This is a genomic window from Macrococcus equipercicus (assembly GCF_024205945.1).
GTDB classification, from domain to species: domain Bacteria; phylum Bacillota; class Bacilli; order Staphylococcales; family Staphylococcaceae; genus Macrococcus; species Macrococcus equipercicus.
The window spans coordinates 1,103,419-1,119,869 of record NZ_CP073809.1; the positions used below are offsets into that span (position 1 = coordinate 1,103,419).

General features: G+C 46.1%; 16 protein-coding genes. 8 read left to right on the forward strand and 8 right to left on the reverse strand.

Annotated features, from left to right (window positions below; genetic code table 11):
- Nucleotides 1-2,094, forward strand: a complete 2,094-nt coding sequence (gene ptsG / locus KFV11_RS05640) for a glucose-specific PTS transporter subunit IIBC (RefSeq protein ID WP_254249449.1) — start codon at nucleotides 1-3, stop codon at nucleotides 2,092-2,094.
- A gap of 150 nt (nucleotides 2,095-2,244) precedes the next feature.
- Here ptsG and msrA read toward each other — a convergent pair whose 3' ends face one another.
- Nucleotides 2,245-2,754 carry a peptide-methionine (S)-S-oxide reductase MsrA gene (gene msrA, locus KFV11_RS05645; RefSeq protein WP_254249450.1) on the reverse strand — a complete coding sequence of 170 codons (510 nt, stop codon included), beginning with the start codon at nucleotides 2,752-2,754 and terminating at the stop codon, nucleotides 2,245-2,247.
- 132 nt (nucleotides 2,755-2,886) lie between these two features.
- Between msrA and KFV11_RS05650 the strand changes: the two genes are divergently transcribed.
- Nucleotides 2,887-3,828 (forward strand): LCP family protein, encoded by a 942-nt coding sequence (locus KFV11_RS05650; RefSeq protein ID WP_254249451.1) that lies wholly within the window; start codon nucleotides 2,887-2,889, stop codon nucleotides 3,826-3,828.
- A gap of 42 nt (nucleotides 3,829-3,870) precedes the next feature.
- Here the strand turns inward: KFV11_RS05650 and thmT are convergent, their stop codons facing one another.
- Complete coding sequence (gene thmT / locus KFV11_RS05655; RefSeq protein WP_149458740.1) at nucleotides 3,871-4,059, reverse strand: 2-hydroxymuconate tautomerase; 189 nt, start codon at nucleotides 4,057-4,059, stop codon at nucleotides 3,871-3,873.
- Nucleotides 4,060-4,061: 2 nt separating this feature from the next.
- Nucleotides 4,062-5,075 carry a cation diffusion facilitator family transporter gene (locus KFV11_RS05660; RefSeq protein WP_149458739.1) on the reverse strand — a complete coding sequence of 338 codons (1,014 nt, stop codon included), beginning with the start codon at nucleotides 5,073-5,075 and terminating at the stop codon, nucleotides 4,062-4,064.
- An 88-nt stretch (nucleotides 5,076-5,163) separates the two neighbouring features.
- On the opposite strand from KFV11_RS05660, the gene KFV11_RS05665 reads away from it, so the two are divergent.
- From KFV11_RS05665 to KFV11_RS05675, 3 genes are all read left to right on the forward strand, one after another.
- Nucleotides 5,164-5,535 (forward strand): sporulation protein, encoded by a 372-nt coding sequence (locus tag KFV11_RS05665; protein ID WP_149458738.1) that lies wholly within the window; start codon nucleotides 5,164-5,166, stop codon nucleotides 5,533-5,535.
- Nucleotides 5,536-5,674: 139 nt separating this feature from the next.
- Entirely contained in the window at nucleotides 5,675-6,937 is a 1,263-nt protein-coding gene (locus KFV11_RS05670; protein ID WP_149458737.1) for a Y-family DNA polymerase, read from the forward strand.
- Between the two features lie 64 nt (nucleotides 6,938-7,001).
- Nucleotides 7,002-8,042 (forward strand): M42 family metallopeptidase, encoded by a 1,041-nt coding sequence (locus KFV11_RS05675; RefSeq protein ID WP_254249452.1) that lies wholly within the window; start codon nucleotides 7,002-7,004, stop codon nucleotides 8,040-8,042.
- Nucleotides 8,043-8,067: 25 nt separating this feature from the next.
- Here the strand turns inward: KFV11_RS05675 and KFV11_RS05680 are convergent, their stop codons facing one another.
- Entirely contained in the window at nucleotides 8,068-8,445 is a 378-nt protein-coding gene (locus KFV11_RS05680) for a hypothetical protein (protein ID WP_149458735.1), read from the reverse strand.
- Entirely contained in the window at nucleotides 8,445-9,110 is a 666-nt protein-coding gene (locus KFV11_RS05685; RefSeq protein ID WP_149458734.1) for a virulence RhuM family protein, read from the reverse strand. Before KFV11_RS05685 ends, KFV11_RS05680 begins: the two co-directional genes overlap by 1 nt.
- A 161-nt stretch (nucleotides 9,111-9,271) precedes the next feature.
- On the opposite strand from KFV11_RS05685, the gene KFV11_RS05690 reads away from it, so the two are divergent.
- On the forward strand, nucleotides 9,272-10,522 hold the full coding sequence (locus KFV11_RS05690; protein WP_149458733.1) for an aminoacyltransferase: 1,251 nt from the start codon (nucleotides 9,272-9,274) through the stop codon (nucleotides 10,520-10,522).
- Nucleotides 10,523-10,541: 19 nt separating this feature from the next.
- Complete coding sequence (locus tag KFV11_RS05695) at nucleotides 10,542-11,828, forward strand: aminoacyltransferase (RefSeq protein ID WP_254249453.1); 1,287 nt, start codon at nucleotides 10,542-10,544, stop codon at nucleotides 11,826-11,828.
- Nucleotides 11,829-11,999: 171 nt separating this feature from the next.
- Here KFV11_RS05695 and KFV11_RS05700 read toward each other — a convergent pair whose 3' ends face one another.
- Together KFV11_RS05700 and KFV11_RS05705 are read right to left on the reverse strand one after the other, a co-directional pair.
- Complete coding sequence (locus tag KFV11_RS05700; protein ID WP_149458731.1) at nucleotides 12,000-13,595, reverse strand: choice-of-anchor I family protein; 1,596 nt, start codon at nucleotides 13,593-13,595, stop codon at nucleotides 12,000-12,002.
- A gap of 134 nt (nucleotides 13,596-13,729) precedes the next feature.
- The gene (locus tag KFV11_RS05705) at nucleotides 13,730-14,101 is read right to left on the reverse strand and encodes a hypothetical protein (protein ID WP_246143116.1); all 372 of its coding nucleotides are present in this window, start codon (nucleotides 14,099-14,101) and stop codon (nucleotides 13,730-13,732) included.
- Between the two features lie 167 nt (nucleotides 14,102-14,268).
- Here KFV11_RS05705 and pepF point away from each other — a divergent pair, with 167 nt between their 5' ends.
- Nucleotides 14,269-16,077 (forward strand): oligoendopeptidase F, encoded by a 1,809-nt coding sequence (pepF, locus tag KFV11_RS05710; RefSeq protein WP_254249454.1) that lies wholly within the window; start codon nucleotides 14,269-14,271, stop codon nucleotides 16,075-16,077.
- A gap of 36 nt (nucleotides 16,078-16,113) precedes the next feature.
- Here pepF and KFV11_RS05715 read toward each other — a convergent pair whose 3' ends face one another.
- Nucleotides 16,114-16,344, reverse strand: coding sequence for a hypothetical protein (locus tag KFV11_RS05715; protein WP_149458729.1), 231 nt, complete (start codon nucleotides 16,342-16,344; stop codon nucleotides 16,114-16,116).
- Nucleotides 16,345-16,451 lie beyond the last annotated feature (107 nt).

The window sequence follows — 16,451 nt, forward strand, 5'->3', positions numbered from 1 at the left end:
ATGTTCAAATCATTATTCGGGCAGTTGCAGCGTATCGGTAAAGCATTAATGCTCCCGGTTGCCATTCTGCCGGCCGCAGGGATCCTGCTGGCGTTCGGTAATGCGATGCACAACGAACAGCTTGTTCAATATGCACCGTGGTTAAATACTCAGTTCTTTATTATGTTATCAGGCATTATGGAGTCAGCGGGTCAAGTTATCTTTGACAACCTGCCACTGCTGTTCGCCATCGGTACTGCACTTGGTCTGGCAGGAGGAGACGGCGTTGCCGGACTTGCTGCTTTAGTCGGTTACTTGATTATGAATGCGACGATAGGGAAATTCCTCGGTATAACAATCGACGATATTTTCAGCTATGCAGACGGTGCGCATACATTAGGTCAGGCTGCTAAAGAACCAGGTAATGCACTAGTGCTCGGCATTCCGACACTGCAGACAGGGGTATTCGGCGGTATTATCATGGGGGCAATCGCCGCATGGTGCTACAACAGATTTTACAATATTACTTTGCCGGCTTTCCTTGGCTTCTTCGCCGGTAAACGTTTCGTACCAATCATCACTTCTTTAATGGCAATTATTGCAGGTATCGTACTGGCACTTGTCTGGCCGGCGATTCAGGGCGGACTGAACGGACTGTCTGAATTCCTGCTGAACAAAAACTTAGTACTGACAACATTTATTTTCGGTATCATTGAACGGGCGTTAATTCCATTCGGTCTTCACCATATCTTCTATGCACCGTTCTGGTTCGAGTTCGGTCAGTATACAGATGCTGCGGGCAACTTAGTCCGTGGTGACCAGAAGATCTGGATGGCACAGATGAAAGACGGTGTACCATTTACAGCAGGTATGTTTACGACAGGTAAATATCCATTCATGATGTTCGGTCTTCCGGCAGCAGCTTACGCGATTTACCGTCAGGCACGCCCGGAGCGTAAAAAAGTAGTCGGTGGTTTAATGCTGTCAGCAGCATTGACATCATTCTTAACAGGTATTACAGAACCGCTTGAATTCTCATTCTTATTTGTTGCACCGATTCTTTATGTCATTCACGTGTTCTTAGCAGGTACTTCATTCCTGATCATGCACTTACTGCATGTTAAGATTGGTATGACATTCTCCGGTGGTTTCATTGACTACACATTATTCGGTCTGTTGAACTGGGACCGTACAAATGCACTGCTGGTCATTCCTGTAGGTCTTGTCTACGCAGTCGTTTACTACTTCCTGTTCACATTCGCTATCAAGAAATTCAACTTGAAAACACCAGGTCGTGAAGATGAAGAAACAACGACTAAAACAGCAACAGCAGGTGAACTTCCGTTTGCAGTTCTGGACGCAATGGGCGGCCAGGAAAACATTAAACATCTGGATGCTTGTATTACGCGTCTGCGTGTTGAAGTAAGAGATAAATCTAAAGTAGATACTGGCGAGTTAAAAGCTCTCGGTGCTGCTGGTGTGCTTGAAGTCGGCAACAATATGCAGGCAATCTTCGGTCCGAAATCCGATCAGATTAAGCATGACATGGCGCGTATTATTTCAGGTGAAATCACACGTCCAGAGCAGACTATCACTTCAGAAGGTAATGACGATGTTGTCATCGAACCGACAGCTCCAGCTGCGCGTGATAACGGTGCGACAGCAGGTGTAACAGAAGTGTTTGCACCAATCACAGGCGAAGTCGTTGATATCACTAAAGTACCGGACGAAGTATTCGCCGGCAAAATGATGGGTGAGGGTGTTGCCATCATTCCTGAAACAGGCGAAGTCGTTGCACCGTTTGACGGAGTCGTGAAAATGGACTTCCCGACAAAACACGCATTAGGGCTTGAATCAGATGAAGGTGTTGAAATGCTGATTCACTTCGGTCTTGAAACAGTGGCATTAAAAGGGGAAGGGTTTGACGTACTCGTTAAACCAGGCGATAAAATCGTGATTGGTCAGCCGTTATTACGTGTGGATCTCGATTACATCAGAAAGCATGCGAAGAGCGACATCACTCCGATTGTCTTCACAAACCTTAATAATCAATCATTAGTGAATACACATTACGGTCACGTCAACCAAGGTGACAAAATCACTGAAATTAAATAGTAAATCTGCCCCGAGCAATCGGGGTATTTTTATGACGATTTTTAATTTTATAATAATATTATGTAAACTTATTATTATAAATAAATATTAAATCACTAGTAACAAAAGGAATGAATTACTGAAAAAGAAGAGAAATAAAGAGACACCACCTTAACGTGATGTCTCTTCGCTGTACTGCTGTCTTAAAGCTTGTTCACGGGCATAGTTTTCAGGTTCTTTTCTGTAATAGTCCTGGTGCTCATCTTCAGCCGGATAAAATGTTTGATAAGGGAGTACTTCAGTGACAATAGGTTTGTCATAATTCACTTGAATGGTTTTGATATAGCTTTCAGCTGCTTCTTTCTGAGCTTCATTGACATAGAACACCGCTGTTTTGTACTGAGAGCCGCGGTCATGGAACTGGCCGTCTGCATCCGTCGGGTCAATCTGCTTAAAATAAATATCAAGTAGTTTTTCAAACGGGAATAACGCCTGATCATATTCGATTTCTACAGCTTCGTAATGACCTGTAGTTCCTGTTTTGATCTGTTCATATGTCGGCTGATCGGTATGTCCGCCCATATAACCGCTGATTATGCCTTCGATTCCTTCAAATTTATCGAATGGTTTTACCATGCACCAGAAACATCCGCCTGCAAAGTAGGCTTTATTTATTTTCAAATTGATCACCTTCTTCTTTCCTGTTTTCATTTTACTATATTCTTTAACTGATTATTACAGGAATTACTTGATTTTTAATATTAATTTGTATAAGTTAAATATATTATTGTATATATATGAGAGAGGGTTTACATGATAGCTCAACAACCAAACGCGCGTAAGAAGAAACGCCGTTTAAAAAAATTACCAATCGTTATTTTAGCGTTACTATTACTTTCGGTCTTACTGGCTTTCTGGATGAAATCAAGCTACAGCGCCGGTATCGGGGTCGCACGTGAACATGGCAAGACACCGGAAAAATATACATTTAACGGTCCGATAAATAAAGATGCCAAAGTGAATGTGCTGATTCTTGGTCATGACCGGGCGGTTGACGGATCCTCAAGAACCGACTCTATTATGGTGGCGCAGTACGATTATTTGAATAAGAAGATGAAGATCATTTCAATTATGCGTGATATTTACGCTGATATCCCAGACGGCTACCGGAACTATAAAATCAACACAGCTTATACGCTTGGCGGGCCTGAGTTATTAAGAAAAACAATCAAGCGTAACTTAGGGCTTGATATTGAATACTATGCGATTATCGACTTCAAAGGATTCGAGCAGATGGTCGATGAACTTGCTCCGAATGGTCTGCCGATCAATGTGGAGAAAGATATGTCTGCTAAGATTGGTGTTTCACTCAAACAAGGGCAGCATAACTTGACCGGTAAAGAAGTGCTGGGCTATGCACGGTTCCGTCATGATGAAGAAGGGGACTTCGGACGTGTCAGACGTCAGCAGCAGGTCATTAAAGCACTTGAGAAGGAAATGATGTCACTGTCGGCTGTCATGAAAGCACCGAAACTTGCAGGCATTGCCAGAGGGTATGTTGATACGAACATGGCTGACGGAAATATCTTTAAGACGGGAATATCCTATATGGTCAGAGGGGATAAAGACATTCAGACAATGATTGTCCCTGTAAAAAACAGTTTCCGCATGGTCGATGTTGATGGTATAGGTAGTGTACTTGATATCGATAAAGAGAAGAACAAGAAAGCGATACAGGATTTTCTTAATGAATAATAACAAAAGGCATCACAGGAATGTTCCTGTGATGCCTTTTGTCTAGTTTTCGTCGGATTTCAATGTGCCGCCGACGCCATATCGATTGTGTTTCAGTTCTTCCACAAAGACATGAATGTTTTCTTTCGGTGCATTCGTGTTTTTGCTGACCGCTTCAGTCACTTCCTGCACCATCGCTTTAATCTGTTCTTCTGAACGTCCTTCAAGTAACTCGATAGTAATGAATGGCATAGTTATTCTCCTTTATTGTCATATGGATTATAGATAGATGAGCCTTTACCATTGATCCAGTCCTGCTGTGCGTCTTCCTCCATGAATTCAATGTTAACATCGACGACATGAGGCTGCTGCAGCAGACGTTCTGCAAGGTCGCGCTTGATTTCTGACAGCTGTCTTAAGTTATAATCATGATACGGTGTTTCAACGATCGCTTCCAGATGAAGGTCTTCGCCTTCCTTCAAAACGATGAGACGTTTAATATCAGAGATATATTTGTTCTCGAGAATGATTTTTGAAGCTTTCACTTCCATCTCATCATCAGAAACACCGATCGCTCCAGCTGCATTCTCAAGGAACACCCGGGCAACGACATAAAACATCATCAGGCCGATAATGACTGATACAATCCCTTCAATCTGACCAAAACCGGTCCATCTTGAAATCATGATGGCGATAAGGGCGATGATGCCGCCTAATGTGGCTACTGTATCTTCAAGGAACACAAGTTTTGTCGCAGGTTTCGCTCTGTTCATATTAGCATAGCTGGTTGTGAACGGATGAAGCCCTGTCGCCGGTAAGTGCGCTTCTTCCAGCACTTCTTTTCCTGCTTTATGGAGGACACTGCCTTCTAGAATAATACCAACCAGTAACACACCGGCATTAATCAAAAAGTGGGTAAAGTTCTGATCGCCATTCGTCGGATGCTGGATATGATGAATTCCTTCCAGTACAGTTTCATAAGCAAGGATGGCCACGATAATGACGGCGAATAAACAGACGATGTTGACAAGGCGTCCGTAACCGAACGGGAACTTCTCATTCGGTGCTTTCTTTGAGACTGCTGAACCGACCCAGACGAACAGCTGGTTTGCCGCGTCACCGAATGAGTGCATCATCTCAGCAAACATCGCCACGTTGCCGGTGAAGAGGTAAGCGACAAACTTCAAGGCACCAAGAACAAAGTTGACGATGGCAGCTGTCAGAGAAGATTTACTGCCTTTCTTTAGCAGATTAAACAGATTTTTCATATTTGTACTCCTTTAATTTGATTTGTTTGTTCTGTTCCCTATTATATGCGAAAATAGTCGTAAATAATAACTTTTTTGGAGGATTATAATGTTTAAGCATTTATTATCATCTATCGGCTTTAACGGCATGACCGTGGATACACTCGTGGCCCGCAGTCAGTTTGATAGACATGAACACGTGACAGGCATCGTCCGTATTGAGCGGGATGACCATCATATTGATCATATCGAGCTGACACTGATTGAACGAGTCCCTAATCATGACGAAACAAGTGAATTTGCGACATATGACCGTGTGCTGGAGAAACTGTCACTGACTGATAATGGTGATGACATTCCTTTCTCATTCCCTGTTCCGGCCCGCATCCAGTCACTGGAGCACGAATTCGTTATTATGACACAGCTGTTCATTGACGGGTCAGTAGATGCAAGTGATGAAGACTATATACAGTTTATTTAAAGACCTGCCTGCCCGGGCGGGTTTTGTTATGCATATAAATAGAACATATGTTCTATTTATAATTGAAAAAGAACATATGTTCTTTTATAATGAAAATATAACTCAGGCTATCACACTTATTTTGAAGGGAAGGATCAAGATGTATGATTATCATCTATGTGAAGAACGCGATGTACTCTGTATTGACCAGAAGAGCTTTTTTGCGAGTGTATCCTGCATGAGCAAAGGGCTGGATCCCTCCAGCGTCAAACTGGCGGTCGTCGCTGATACGAAACGGCAGGGTTCAGTGGTGCTTGCTGCAACGCCGCCGCTGAGAGCGCTCGGAATCAAGACAGGCTCACGGCTGTTTGAAATCCCTCATCATCATGACATCTATATCATCAACCCGTCGATGAAGCTTTATTTGGAAGTCGCGAGCAAGATCACTGAGATTGCCCTGAAGTATGTCGCCCCGGAAGATTTCCATCAGTACAGCATCGATGAATTTTTCATGGATGTGTCCCGCAGCTATGGACGGTTTGCTGATAGTGCCGCGGCATTTGCGGTGATGCTCAAAGACGAAATCTTTCATGCCACGCATATACAGTGCGCCGTCGGTATCGGCTCAAACGTGCTGCTCAGCAAACTTGCCCTCGACTTTGAAGCGAAGAAATCAACCCGCGGCATCGCTGAATGGCGTTATCATGACGTCCCGGAGAAACTCTGGTCGATCGAGCCGCTTCATCAGTTCTGGGGGATTAACCGCCGCATGGAGAAACGCCTGAACCAGAAAGGGATTTTCACGGTCGGGCAGCTGGCGCATTACCCGCATCATTATTTAAAGCGTGATTTCGGTGTCATCGGTGTGGATCTGCATCTGCACGCCAACGGAATCGATACCAGCATCATCCGGGAGAAACATCAGGTGTACAAGCCCTCTATATGCAAGAGTCAGATATTGATGCGTGACTATGCATTTGAGGAGTTGAGAATCGTCTTACTGGAACAGGCGGAGGAAGTCACCTTCAGATTGAGGGCTGAGAACCGTCTGGCGAAGACAATCACATTCGCAGCGGGGTACAGCGATGAGGGGAAAGTGAGCAAGGCCTATACACTCTCCGAAGGAACGAACTTAACGCGCGACGTCTTCCAGGTCATCTGGGGCTTCATGGAGCAGCTGTGCGACCGGAATCGCCGTTATCGTACGCTGTCCGTCACATTGTCGAACTTCATTCCTGAGGAAGACCGTCAGCTGACTCTATTCATCGATGAGTTCAGCCGCAGCAGGGAGGAGCAGCTGGCAAAGACAATCGACCGGCTGAAGAGAAAATATGGCCCGGCAAGTGTCGTCCGTGCCAGCTCCTGTACCGCAGCAGGCACGGCCCTGAAACGCAGCGGGCTGATTGCAGGCCACAAGGCATAACTTGTCTCCTGCTTTCAAATTAGCTACTATGGAAAGGTACACTTCATAAGAAAGCAGGGATAAGATGTATCCAGATGTAGAGGCAACAGTCAACCGAATTAAAGCGCTCGTCCATATTCCGGGACCATCAGGCTTCGCACATGAGGCGGTCCGCTACTGCAGGGAGCTCCTGAGGTCCTATGGTTATACCGTCACAGAGACGAATAAAGGCGGCATACGGGTCACAGTGACAGGCACGGACGATGAACGTCACCGCTTCATGACAGCACACGTCGATACGCTCGGCGCTATGGTCAAAGCGATACTGCCGGACGGCCGGCTTCGTATGACGATGATCGGCGGTTTCAACTGGAACGCAGTAGAAGGGGAATACTGTGAGATTCATAGCGCGGATAAAGTGTTCACGGGGACAATCTGCATGCATGAGACAAGCGTCCATGTGTACCGGGAAGCGACTGACATCAAACGTGATGACACACATATGGAGGTCCGTATCGATGAGCGGACGACCTCTGCTGCAGAGACAGAGGCACTGGGGATCAGTGTCGGTGATTTCATCAGTTTCAGTCCGAGATTCCAGACGACAGACAGCGGCTTCGTCAAATCCCGTCATCTGGATGACAAAGCCAGCGCGGCGATGCTGCTTGAGCTGCTGCGCCACTTAAAAGAGGAACAGATAACACTGCCGTACACGACGCATTTCTACTTCTCGAACAATGAGGAGATCGGTTACGGCGGCAACTCCAATGTCCCGGCTCAGGTCGTGGAATATATCGCAGTCGACATGGGGGCGCTCGGTGACGGTCAGGCATCAGACGAGTACACAGTATCCATCTGTGCTAAAGACAGCTCAGGCCCTTATCATTATGAGCTGCGTCAGCATCTCGTCAAGCTGTGCCGGACAAACGACATTAAATACAAAGTGGATATCTATCCGTACTACGGCTCTGATGCCAGTGCAGCGATGCATGCCGGCCATGATGTCAAGCATGCTCTGTTCGGTGCCGGTATCGAGTCCTCCCACGCAATGGAGCGGACGCACAAGGATTCCATCGAACAGACTGAGCGCCTGATCTATGCCTATGTCCAGAGTGAATTAGCATAGACAAATAACACACCGTATAGGTGTGTTATTTGTCTAGTGTGCTGAAATCGATGGACGCCAGCAGACCGATCAGCATGCCGATGGTCAGTGAGAGCATCGTACCGAGAAGAATATATTCAGAGCGTTTGTCGACTTTCTCAGGGATGTCCGTTACCGGATCCTGCTTCATATCATTGAACCGCAGAATAGACTTACTCGCGATGATCAGACCGATAGCCGTGTATTCCTTCAGCAGTATAAAGATAATGATCAGCAGTCGTTCCAGGTAACCGATCAAGAGGCCGACATGGTCAGACGCCGGCATCCGGGTTGTACTCATCTTCACCAGTATGAGTTTGATGAACGGCCCGCTGTACATGTACAGGATGAAGCAGAGGAAGTAAAGGATGATGTTCATCAGCATCAGTCCGCCTCCTTGATTGAGTCATGGATCAGCTGTTTCATCCGCGGCTCATACGTCTCATCAAACCGCTCCAGTGACTGCAGAATCAGTGCCAGCTGGCGGGACCGGCCTTTCTTGAGATGGGTGGAGATTGTCGATATGCTCTTCTGAAACGTCTCAGCCAGCTCTTTCTGCGTCGCTGCAGTCAAGTTCATCAAGTAGACTTGCCGCTGCATAGCGGTCTGGGACTGCAGAATATCGGTCAGATAATAGAAAAGGATATCATTGTAGAGCGCTGTGTCCACCGGTGCGGCGAGCTTGAAGTCAACGAGCTCATGAGTCTTGATCTCATCCAGTGCAAGTCTCGCCTGCTTGATCAGTGGATCGTTCCAGTGTTCAAATGAATGGTCCGGCAGTGCCGCTTCTCCGACTGCAATACCGAATTTAACAGGCTGATGGTTAAAAGGCCATAATAATTTGATATAATAGGCAAGTACGAGTGTACTGCTCGGTGAATCACTGACAAAGAACAGTTCGTCCCCCATGCGGAAATTGACATAGGAATGCGGCAGAACAGCAGACCATGCCTCAATACGACGTTCCAGCTTTCTGAGGAAATGACTGATTTCCTCTGTATTATGAAAAGACGTGCTGTGAGAGACGTCCATAATAAAAATGCCGAGCATGAAATCCCCCCCTAATATTCGCCTAAATAAACGAATTCGTTATAATTCTTCTATATAGACGAATTATAACATGTTTCATCAATGAGCGAAGCTATTAGTTAATGCATCAGCCAGTACTCATGTATAATAAATTAAATCAACGGACTTACAAGGAGTTAACAATGAAATTTACAACTTTAACTAGAGAACAATTCGGCGAATTTTGTGACAGTCAGTCGTACAGTCATTTCACGCAGATGGCGGTCAACTATGACTTAAAAACATCAGAAGGCACGGAGACGCATCTTGTCGGTGTCACAGAAGGCGGGCGCATCATTGCCGCAAGCCTGCTGACTGCGGTCCCTGTCCTGAAGACATTCAAGTACTTCTATTCCAACCGCGGCCCGGTGATGGACTACAGCAACAAGGAACTGACGACCTTCTTCTTCACAGAACTGAAGCGCTATGTGAAGCAGCACCGCGCACTGATGCTGCGCGTCGACCCATACGTGCCTTATCAGCGCTGGAACCATGATGGGGAGAAGCTCGAGACTTATCCGTCCGCTTCACTGCTGGAGACACTGCCCGAGCTCGGCTATGACCATCAGGGCTTCACGACCGGATTCCATCCGGTGCATCAGATCCGCTGGCATTCGATTCTTGATCTGACAGGTAAGGATGACAAGCAGGTCTTAAAGGACATGGACAGCCTGCGGAAACGAAATATCAAGAAAGTGCTGAAGAACGGGGTTAAAGTCAGATTCCTTGAGAAAGACGAAATCCAGTTGTTCCGTAATTTCATGAAAGACACAAGCGGTAAGAAGGAATTCCTGGACAGAGACGACAAGTTCTACACAGACCGCATGAAATACTTCGGTGACCGCGTGCTGGTACCACTGGCCTATATCGATTTCAAGACTTATATCCCTGAACTGGAGGCCGAGCAGGACAGGCTGACGAAGGATATCGCGAAAGCAGCTGAGGAGATCGACAAAAAGCCGGACAATAAAAAAGCCGTGAACAAGAAGGAGGCTGCCGAGCAGCAGCTTGCTTCAGTAGAGGAAAAGCTGCTGGAAGCGAAGACACTTCATGCCCAGCACGGCGACACACTGCCGATTGCTGCGTCATTCTTCCTGATCAACCCGTACGAAGTCGTCTATCTGGCAGGGGGGTCATCCAATGAATTCCGTCATTTTGCCGGCTCTTACGCCATCCAGTGGAAGATGATCAACTACGCACTTGACCACCATATCGACCGCTACAATTTCTACGGTATCAGCGGGGACTTCAGTGACCAGGCGGAAGATGCAGGAGTAATCAAGTTCAAAAAAGGTTTCAACGCAGATGTGATTGAATATATCGGTGACTTCGTTGCGCCGATCAATAAGCCTGTCTACAAAGTGTACAGTGCCTTAAAAAGGATCAGAGGATAGCAGAAAGAGAGGAATAAACATGCAGTTTACAGAACTGACTGTCAAGGAATATAGCAACTTTATGTCAACGACGCCGTTGATGAGCCATTACTTCCAGGCCAAGGAGAACATCAAGAACAGAGAGGACGAAGGGTATCCCGTCGTACTGCTTGGTGTCAAACATGATGACGAAGTCATCGCGGCAAGCCTCTTCTCGAAAATTCCGATGTTCGGCAGCTATATGTACTACTCAAACAGAGGACCTGTCCTTGATTTCCGTGATACAGCGCTTGTGACCTTCTATTTCACGTCACTTGACCAGTACTTGAAGCGGCATCAGTGTCTCTCTGTCAAAGTAGACCCGTACTGGCTCTACAAGACATATGACAAGGATGTCAACTACAAGGAGGCCAACGGGACGAATCAGCATATCATCGAGCTTATGAAGTCGCTCGGATATGACCACAGCGGCTATACGAGAGGGTATACGGCTGATTCGCAGGTCAGATGGATGAGCGTCCTGTATCTGGATAACGAAACACCGGCGTCTATCATGAAACAGTTTGACAGCCAGCGTAAACGAAATGTAAAAAAATCCCATAAATATGGCGTTAAAGTCCGTCTGCTCGGCACAGATGAAGTCGAGCAGTTTCTGGAATTATACAAAGAAACAGAAGAGCGGACCGGTATGATTGCCCGGGACGATGACTATTTCCGTCAGTTCGCGGATAATTACGGCAGTAAAGTCATCATGCCGCTTGCTTATATTGATCTGGATGACTATATCAGAACTACATCTGCTGAACTGAACGGTGCAGAAGCTAAGCGCGACCAGATGATGATGCACGATAACAAAAGCGATAAACTCATTAAAAAGATCGCTGAGCTCGATAAACAGATTGATCAGCTGCAGCAGACTCTGCTGGATACACATGAACTGAAAAAAACAGACGGCAGCATTTTAAACCTGGCGGCCGGAATGTATTTTGAGAACAACTTTGAGCTCAATTATTTCTCAGGCGGTTCAAGCAGCAAATACAGCCATTTCATGGGTCCGTATGCAATGCACTGGCATATGATTAATTACTGTTTTGAACATGGTTATCATCGTTATAATTTTTACGGTGTGTCCGGCGATTTCTCAGAATCCGGCGAAGATTACGGCGTCTATCAGTTTAAGCGCGGATTCAATGCCCAGATAGAAGAGCTTGTCGGTGATTTCACGAAGACCATCAACAAACCGAAGCAGAAACTTTATCAGGCGGCCGGTAAAGCAGGACGCGGCTTCAGAAAAGTTCAGCGGAAACTGCTGCGCAGAAACAACTAGCTGAATATAGAAATAAATAAGGATGAAGCTGTCCTTATTTATTTTTTAATATTCTAGTTTACATAATATATATTATAGGAAGTTATATGTATAAAAGAAAACAGTCATTTCACTTGCCCTTCTTCATCATAAAAATCACACATCCACCATTTGATGGATGTGTGATTATCATTACTTCATATCATCCAGTTCATAGACAGCAATCGTGCCGGACATTTCATGACTCGCAAGTAACAATGGTTTATCAACTGGTGACTGCTCTTTAGGAATAAATGTGATGCCTTCAGGTGAAATGTCAGCTGACTTGAAATAAGTCTCGAACTCAGGTTTTACTGGCTGATCGATGTTATAAACCATGATGCCGCCGGTGCGTTCAAGGCCAATAAATGCATACTGATGGCTGCCGATCATGCCGACAGTCACGGATTCAGGCTCAGGGCCTTTGTCATCACTTCTAGAATCAAAGTCAATCTTACCCGGTTTCTCCTGGTTACTATTGAATGCAGTCGGCCATGCACGAGCAGTAATAGTTTCAAAGTCGTCACCGCTGTCATATACCCGCTTCATAGAATCCGCTTCGATGACCGAGAATGAGCGCCCTCCGAACGTGATCACAGCATTGTACTTGCCGTCTTTTCCGGTAAAAGGATTGTTGATCGAAGTTTTAAGACGGGCCAATGCGCTTTTATCCTCTAAAATACCCGGCTGAAAACCTTTGAAGTAAGACGAGGCTGTATTGTACTGGTCTGCGATATCTCCTACGCGGGTCTCTTCGCTGAATCCCGGATAATCCTGGGTGTCCCCTTCATTCGCCGTCAGCAGGTAGGTCCTGCCTTTGTAGTCGACGTGACTGACACCATCCGGCTGCAGCATACCGTATACAGGATAGTTCTGCATATTGATGGCGCTGTCTTTATCTGAGGCATCCATCTTCGCCTTATGATGGTAACTCTTATAGCCGAGGCTCTTGACTGAGACAATAGCTTCGGTCTGAAGATCCACTTTAGCGATAGCGTTCCTTTCCTGTATTGTCACATAGGCGAACCTGTTCTTCCGGTCAATCGTCACATACTCAGGCTCCAGGTTGAGAAAACTTTCTCTCGCATTTCTTCCGAGTGCCCGTACGTCGGACGGAATCATCTTAGGATTGAAATAACAGGTCTTCGCATGCTGCTGCTTGATGACACCAGTTTTATTGGTTTGGATGATGGAGATGGAACCTTCCGGATTAATCGTATAGGCATCATTCGGCTCCCCTTCATTAGCGGCGACCAGCTGTCTGCCGTCACTTGTAAACGTCAGCATGTCAGGCAGTGCCCCTACTTCCACCTGACTCAGAAACTCCCCGTCCATGGACATGAAAATGACATGGCCGTTATCCGTCTTAGCGGCAGCCGGCACGCTGACAGCAATGTAGCGATGGCTCGGATGAACGGCGACACTTGTGATGTCAGAACCTGCGGCATTGAAATCCTTGAGCAGCACCCGTTTGTACAGCGGGAACTGACCCGCCTTCAACTGGGACGCATCCAGAATATCAAGGGCGTTCAGAGCACCGTTGATGGAGTACGCGCGTTTGTACTTCTTGTCATAGGCTACGATCTCCGTGCCGCTTTCCCCGTAATCTGTCTGTGAATCATAACGCGCCAGCTGAGAGACTTTGATATGCGAGCCTGCGTAGGATGATACAGAGGCCGCTTCTGCTGCCGGTGCGAGCAGCACCGCTGAGAGCGAGGCTGCTGCTATTAACTTCACTGCTTTATTCATATGTTCTCCTCCAATGACTGTGATCCTTCCATTGTAGACGCCGCATGTAAAGCATGAATGAACATTGTCAATACTCAGTAAACAAACCAATAAATTTTCCAAAAAAAAAGAATGCCTGTACAGGCATTCATGTTCTATCTTACGTCTGTATCGTTATAACGTGCTCTGTTCTGCTTGTCTTCAAATGCCTGTCTTTCCTCGGCAGCGCGCCGCTCTCTCCGCTTTCGGTCACGGCTGTCTTTAGTGACATACCAGAAGATTGCACTGAGTATGAGTGAGATGACAGTCAGAAAGACCGCATAGCCGAGTAACGCAGGATACTTGATATCGAAGAAATTCGGCAGAATGAACGCACATATTGCTAAAACGATAAATGTAAAGACAGGTGCCAGTATGAACTTGTTCATGAACAGACCGAATACAAGTGATAATAGCAGCATACCGATAATCGTGATCAGTAGAAAGTTCGGTATATCCGTATAGCTGATGTCTCCTAAAATATACATATCATGTCCTCCTTTTATGGTGCTCTACATTGATTAATTACCTGATTCCTGTTATCTAAACATTATGTGATAACTTTAAGATTATTCAGAGGTTTCAGTAAATTAGCAGTGCTTTATCGGAAACCGAACGGTATAATTGATTCATAGAGCAGAGAGGAGAGTTAAACATGAGTTTACCATTAAGAAAAGATGTGGATGTTAAAGAAACGTGGGACTTGAGTCCCTTGTTCAGCAGTGATGATGCATTCTACAGCAGTCTGGCAGAGACGACGGCTGCAGTCAGCGCCTTCAACAAAGAATATCAAGGCAGACTGACTGATGCGGCCGTTATCGAGGAGATGCTGAGCAGGCTTGCGGCTCTTGAAATTGAGCTGGACCGACTGGCCAACTATGCATCCCTCAACTTAAGCACCGATCAGTCCAATGCGGAGGCACAGCGGCTTTACAGTAAGTTCGATTCTTCTTACAGCGAGATCGCAAGCCTGCTGTCGTTTGTTGATTCAGAGCTTCTGCAGCTGGATGAAGCAGTGCTCCAGGAAGTGAAGGATACGACAGCCAGCTACAAGCGCTACATAGAGAAGCTGTTAAAGAAGAAGCCTTATCAGCTCCATCCTGAAGTCGAGAAAGTGCTTGCTGCCTTCTCTTCTACCTTTAACGCACCTTATAACCTCTATGACACGACGAAGCTGCTTGATATCGACTTCGGGACATTTGAAGCGCACGGCAGGGAGATCCCGCTAAGCTACGTGTCATTTGAAGGCGAGCTTGAAGTCGATTCTGACCCGGTCGTCAGAAGAAATGCCTTCAGAAAGTTCTCAGATACACTGAAGAAATACGAGAACACAACGGCTAAAACGTATGACATGGCAGTCCAGCAGGAGAAAACAGAGTCCAGACTGCGCGGTTTTGACTCCGTTATTGATTTCCTGCTGGAAAGACAGGAAGTTTCACGTGATTTATACAACCGGCAGATCGACCTCATCACGACCGAACTGGCACCGCATATGCGGCGTTATGCCAGGCTGCTGAAGCGGACGAACGGTCTTGAGGAAATGCGGTTTGAAGACTTGAAGATCTCCCTGGACGAAAGCTATGAACCTGAGATTACAGTCGAAGAGTCAAGAGACTACATCCGAAAAGGTCTGGCGGTCATGGGTGAAGACTACATGAAGCTGGTGGAAGCGGCCTACGATAACCGCTACATTGACTTTGCTCAGAATAAAGGCAAATCAACAGGTGCCTTCTGTGCGAGCCCTTATGCGACGAATCCGTTCATCCTGATTTCATGGACGTCCAAAATGACAGAAGTGTTCGTCCTGGCACACGAGTTAGGTCATGCGGGCCACTTCAACCTGGCCAACAAGCATCAGAACATCTTTGATGCCAGCAGCTCCATGTACTTTGTAGAGGCGCCGAGTACAGCCAATGAAATGCTGATGGCCAACTATTTGCTGAGTGAGTCAGATGACCCGAAATTCAAGCGCTGGGTTATTTCGACTATTATCTCCAGAACGTATTATCACAACTTCGTCACTCACCTGCTTGAGGCGGCCTACCAGCGCGAAGTCTACAACCGTGTTGATGCCGGCGAGAATATGACGGCTCCTGTATTGAATGCCATCAAGAAAGATGTCATCGCATCATTCTGGGGAGATGCCGCTGAGATAACAGAAGGTGCTGAACTGACATGGATGAGACAGCCGCATTACTATATGGGATTATATCCTTATACGTATTCAGCAGGCCTGACGATCTCAACATTGATGGCGAAGCGTATTCTCGAAGAAGGAGAGCCCGCAGTCAACGACTGGATTGAAGTGCTGAAGGCAGGCGGCAGCAGACCTCCTGTAGAACTTGCAAAGATGGTCGGCATCGACTTATCGACTGATCAGCCATTAAAAGAAACGATCGCCTACATCGGTTCTCTCATCGATGAACTCGAGCGGCTGACAGCTGAAATAGAAGCAGCAGAATAACTGAATCCCTCCATCACTGATGATGGAGGGATCATTTTAGTTTTTCTTCAGTTCTTCAGCAGCTTTCAGCCGTCTGGCATCTTCTTCTTTGACAATAGCTATCTGTCTTCTGAAGACATAGAAGGCGAGTAATACACCGATGCCTAAAAAAGGCAGCCATATTAAATCAGGGGAATTCATCAGCCCGTTAAAACGCACGAGCATAAAAAAGAACAGCATCCACATCAAACTGAGAAAAAGAACGAAAATCTTGTCATCCTGCTTCATGACAACCTCCAATTTAGTATAAATACTTATAATATAAAAACTTAATTTTATTCATATATTCCCTTTTTTATCATGCTTTAAACTCTAAAAAATAATTGGACATAAAA

Bases quoted from the DNA above. Each gene is read 5' to 3' on its own strand.
- ptsG (WP_254249449.1), top strand. From the start codon at position 1: ATGTTCAAATCATTATTCGGGCAGTTGCAGCGTATCGGTAAAGCATTA.
- KFV11_RS05650 (WP_254249451.1), top strand. From the start codon at position 2,887: ATGATAGCTCAACAACCAAACGCGCGTAAGAAGAAACGCCGTTTAAAA.
- thmT (WP_149458740.1), bottom strand. From the start codon at position 4,059: ATGCCATTCATTACTATCGAGTTACTTGAAGGACGTTCAGAAGAACAG.
- KFV11_RS05660 (WP_149458739.1), bottom strand. From the start codon at position 5,075: ATGAAAAATCTGTTTAATCTGCTAAAGAAAGGCAGTAAATCTTCTCTG.
- KFV11_RS05665 (WP_149458738.1), top strand. From the start codon at position 5,164: ATGTTTAAGCATTTATTATCATCTATCGGCTTTAACGGCATGACCGTG.
- KFV11_RS05670 (WP_149458737.1), top strand. From the start codon at position 5,675: ATGTATGATTATCATCTATGTGAAGAACGCGATGTACTCTGTATTGAC.
- KFV11_RS05675 (WP_254249452.1), top strand. From the start codon at position 7,002: ATGTATCCAGATGTAGAGGCAACAGTCAACCGAATTAAAGCGCTCGTC.
- KFV11_RS05680 (WP_149458735.1), bottom strand. From the start codon at position 8,445: ATGCTGATGAACATCATCCTTTACTTCCTCTGCTTCATCCTGTACATG.
- KFV11_RS05685 (WP_149458734.1), bottom strand. From the start codon at position 9,110: ATGCTCGGCATTTTTATTATGGACGTCTCTCACAGCACGTCTTTTCAT.
- KFV11_RS05690 (WP_149458733.1), top strand. From the start codon at position 9,272: ATGAAATTTACAACTTTAACTAGAGAACAATTCGGCGAATTTTGTGAC.
- KFV11_RS05695 (WP_254249453.1), top strand. From the start codon at position 10,542: ATGCAGTTTACAGAACTGACTGTCAAGGAATATAGCAACTTTATGTCA.
- KFV11_RS05700 (WP_149458731.1), bottom strand. From the start codon at position 13,595: ATGAATAAAGCAGTGAAGTTAATAGCAGCAGCCTCGCTCTCAGCGGTG.
- KFV11_RS05705 (WP_246143116.1), bottom strand. From the start codon at position 14,101: ATGTATATTTTAGGAGACATCAGCTATACGGATATACCGAACTTTCTA.
- pepF (WP_254249454.1), top strand. From the start codon at position 14,269: ATGAGTTTACCATTAAGAAAAGATGTGGATGTTAAAGAAACGTGGGAC.
- KFV11_RS05715 (WP_149458729.1), bottom strand. From the start codon at position 16,344: ATGAAGCAGGATGACAAGATTTTCGTTCTTTTTCTCAGTTTGATGTGG.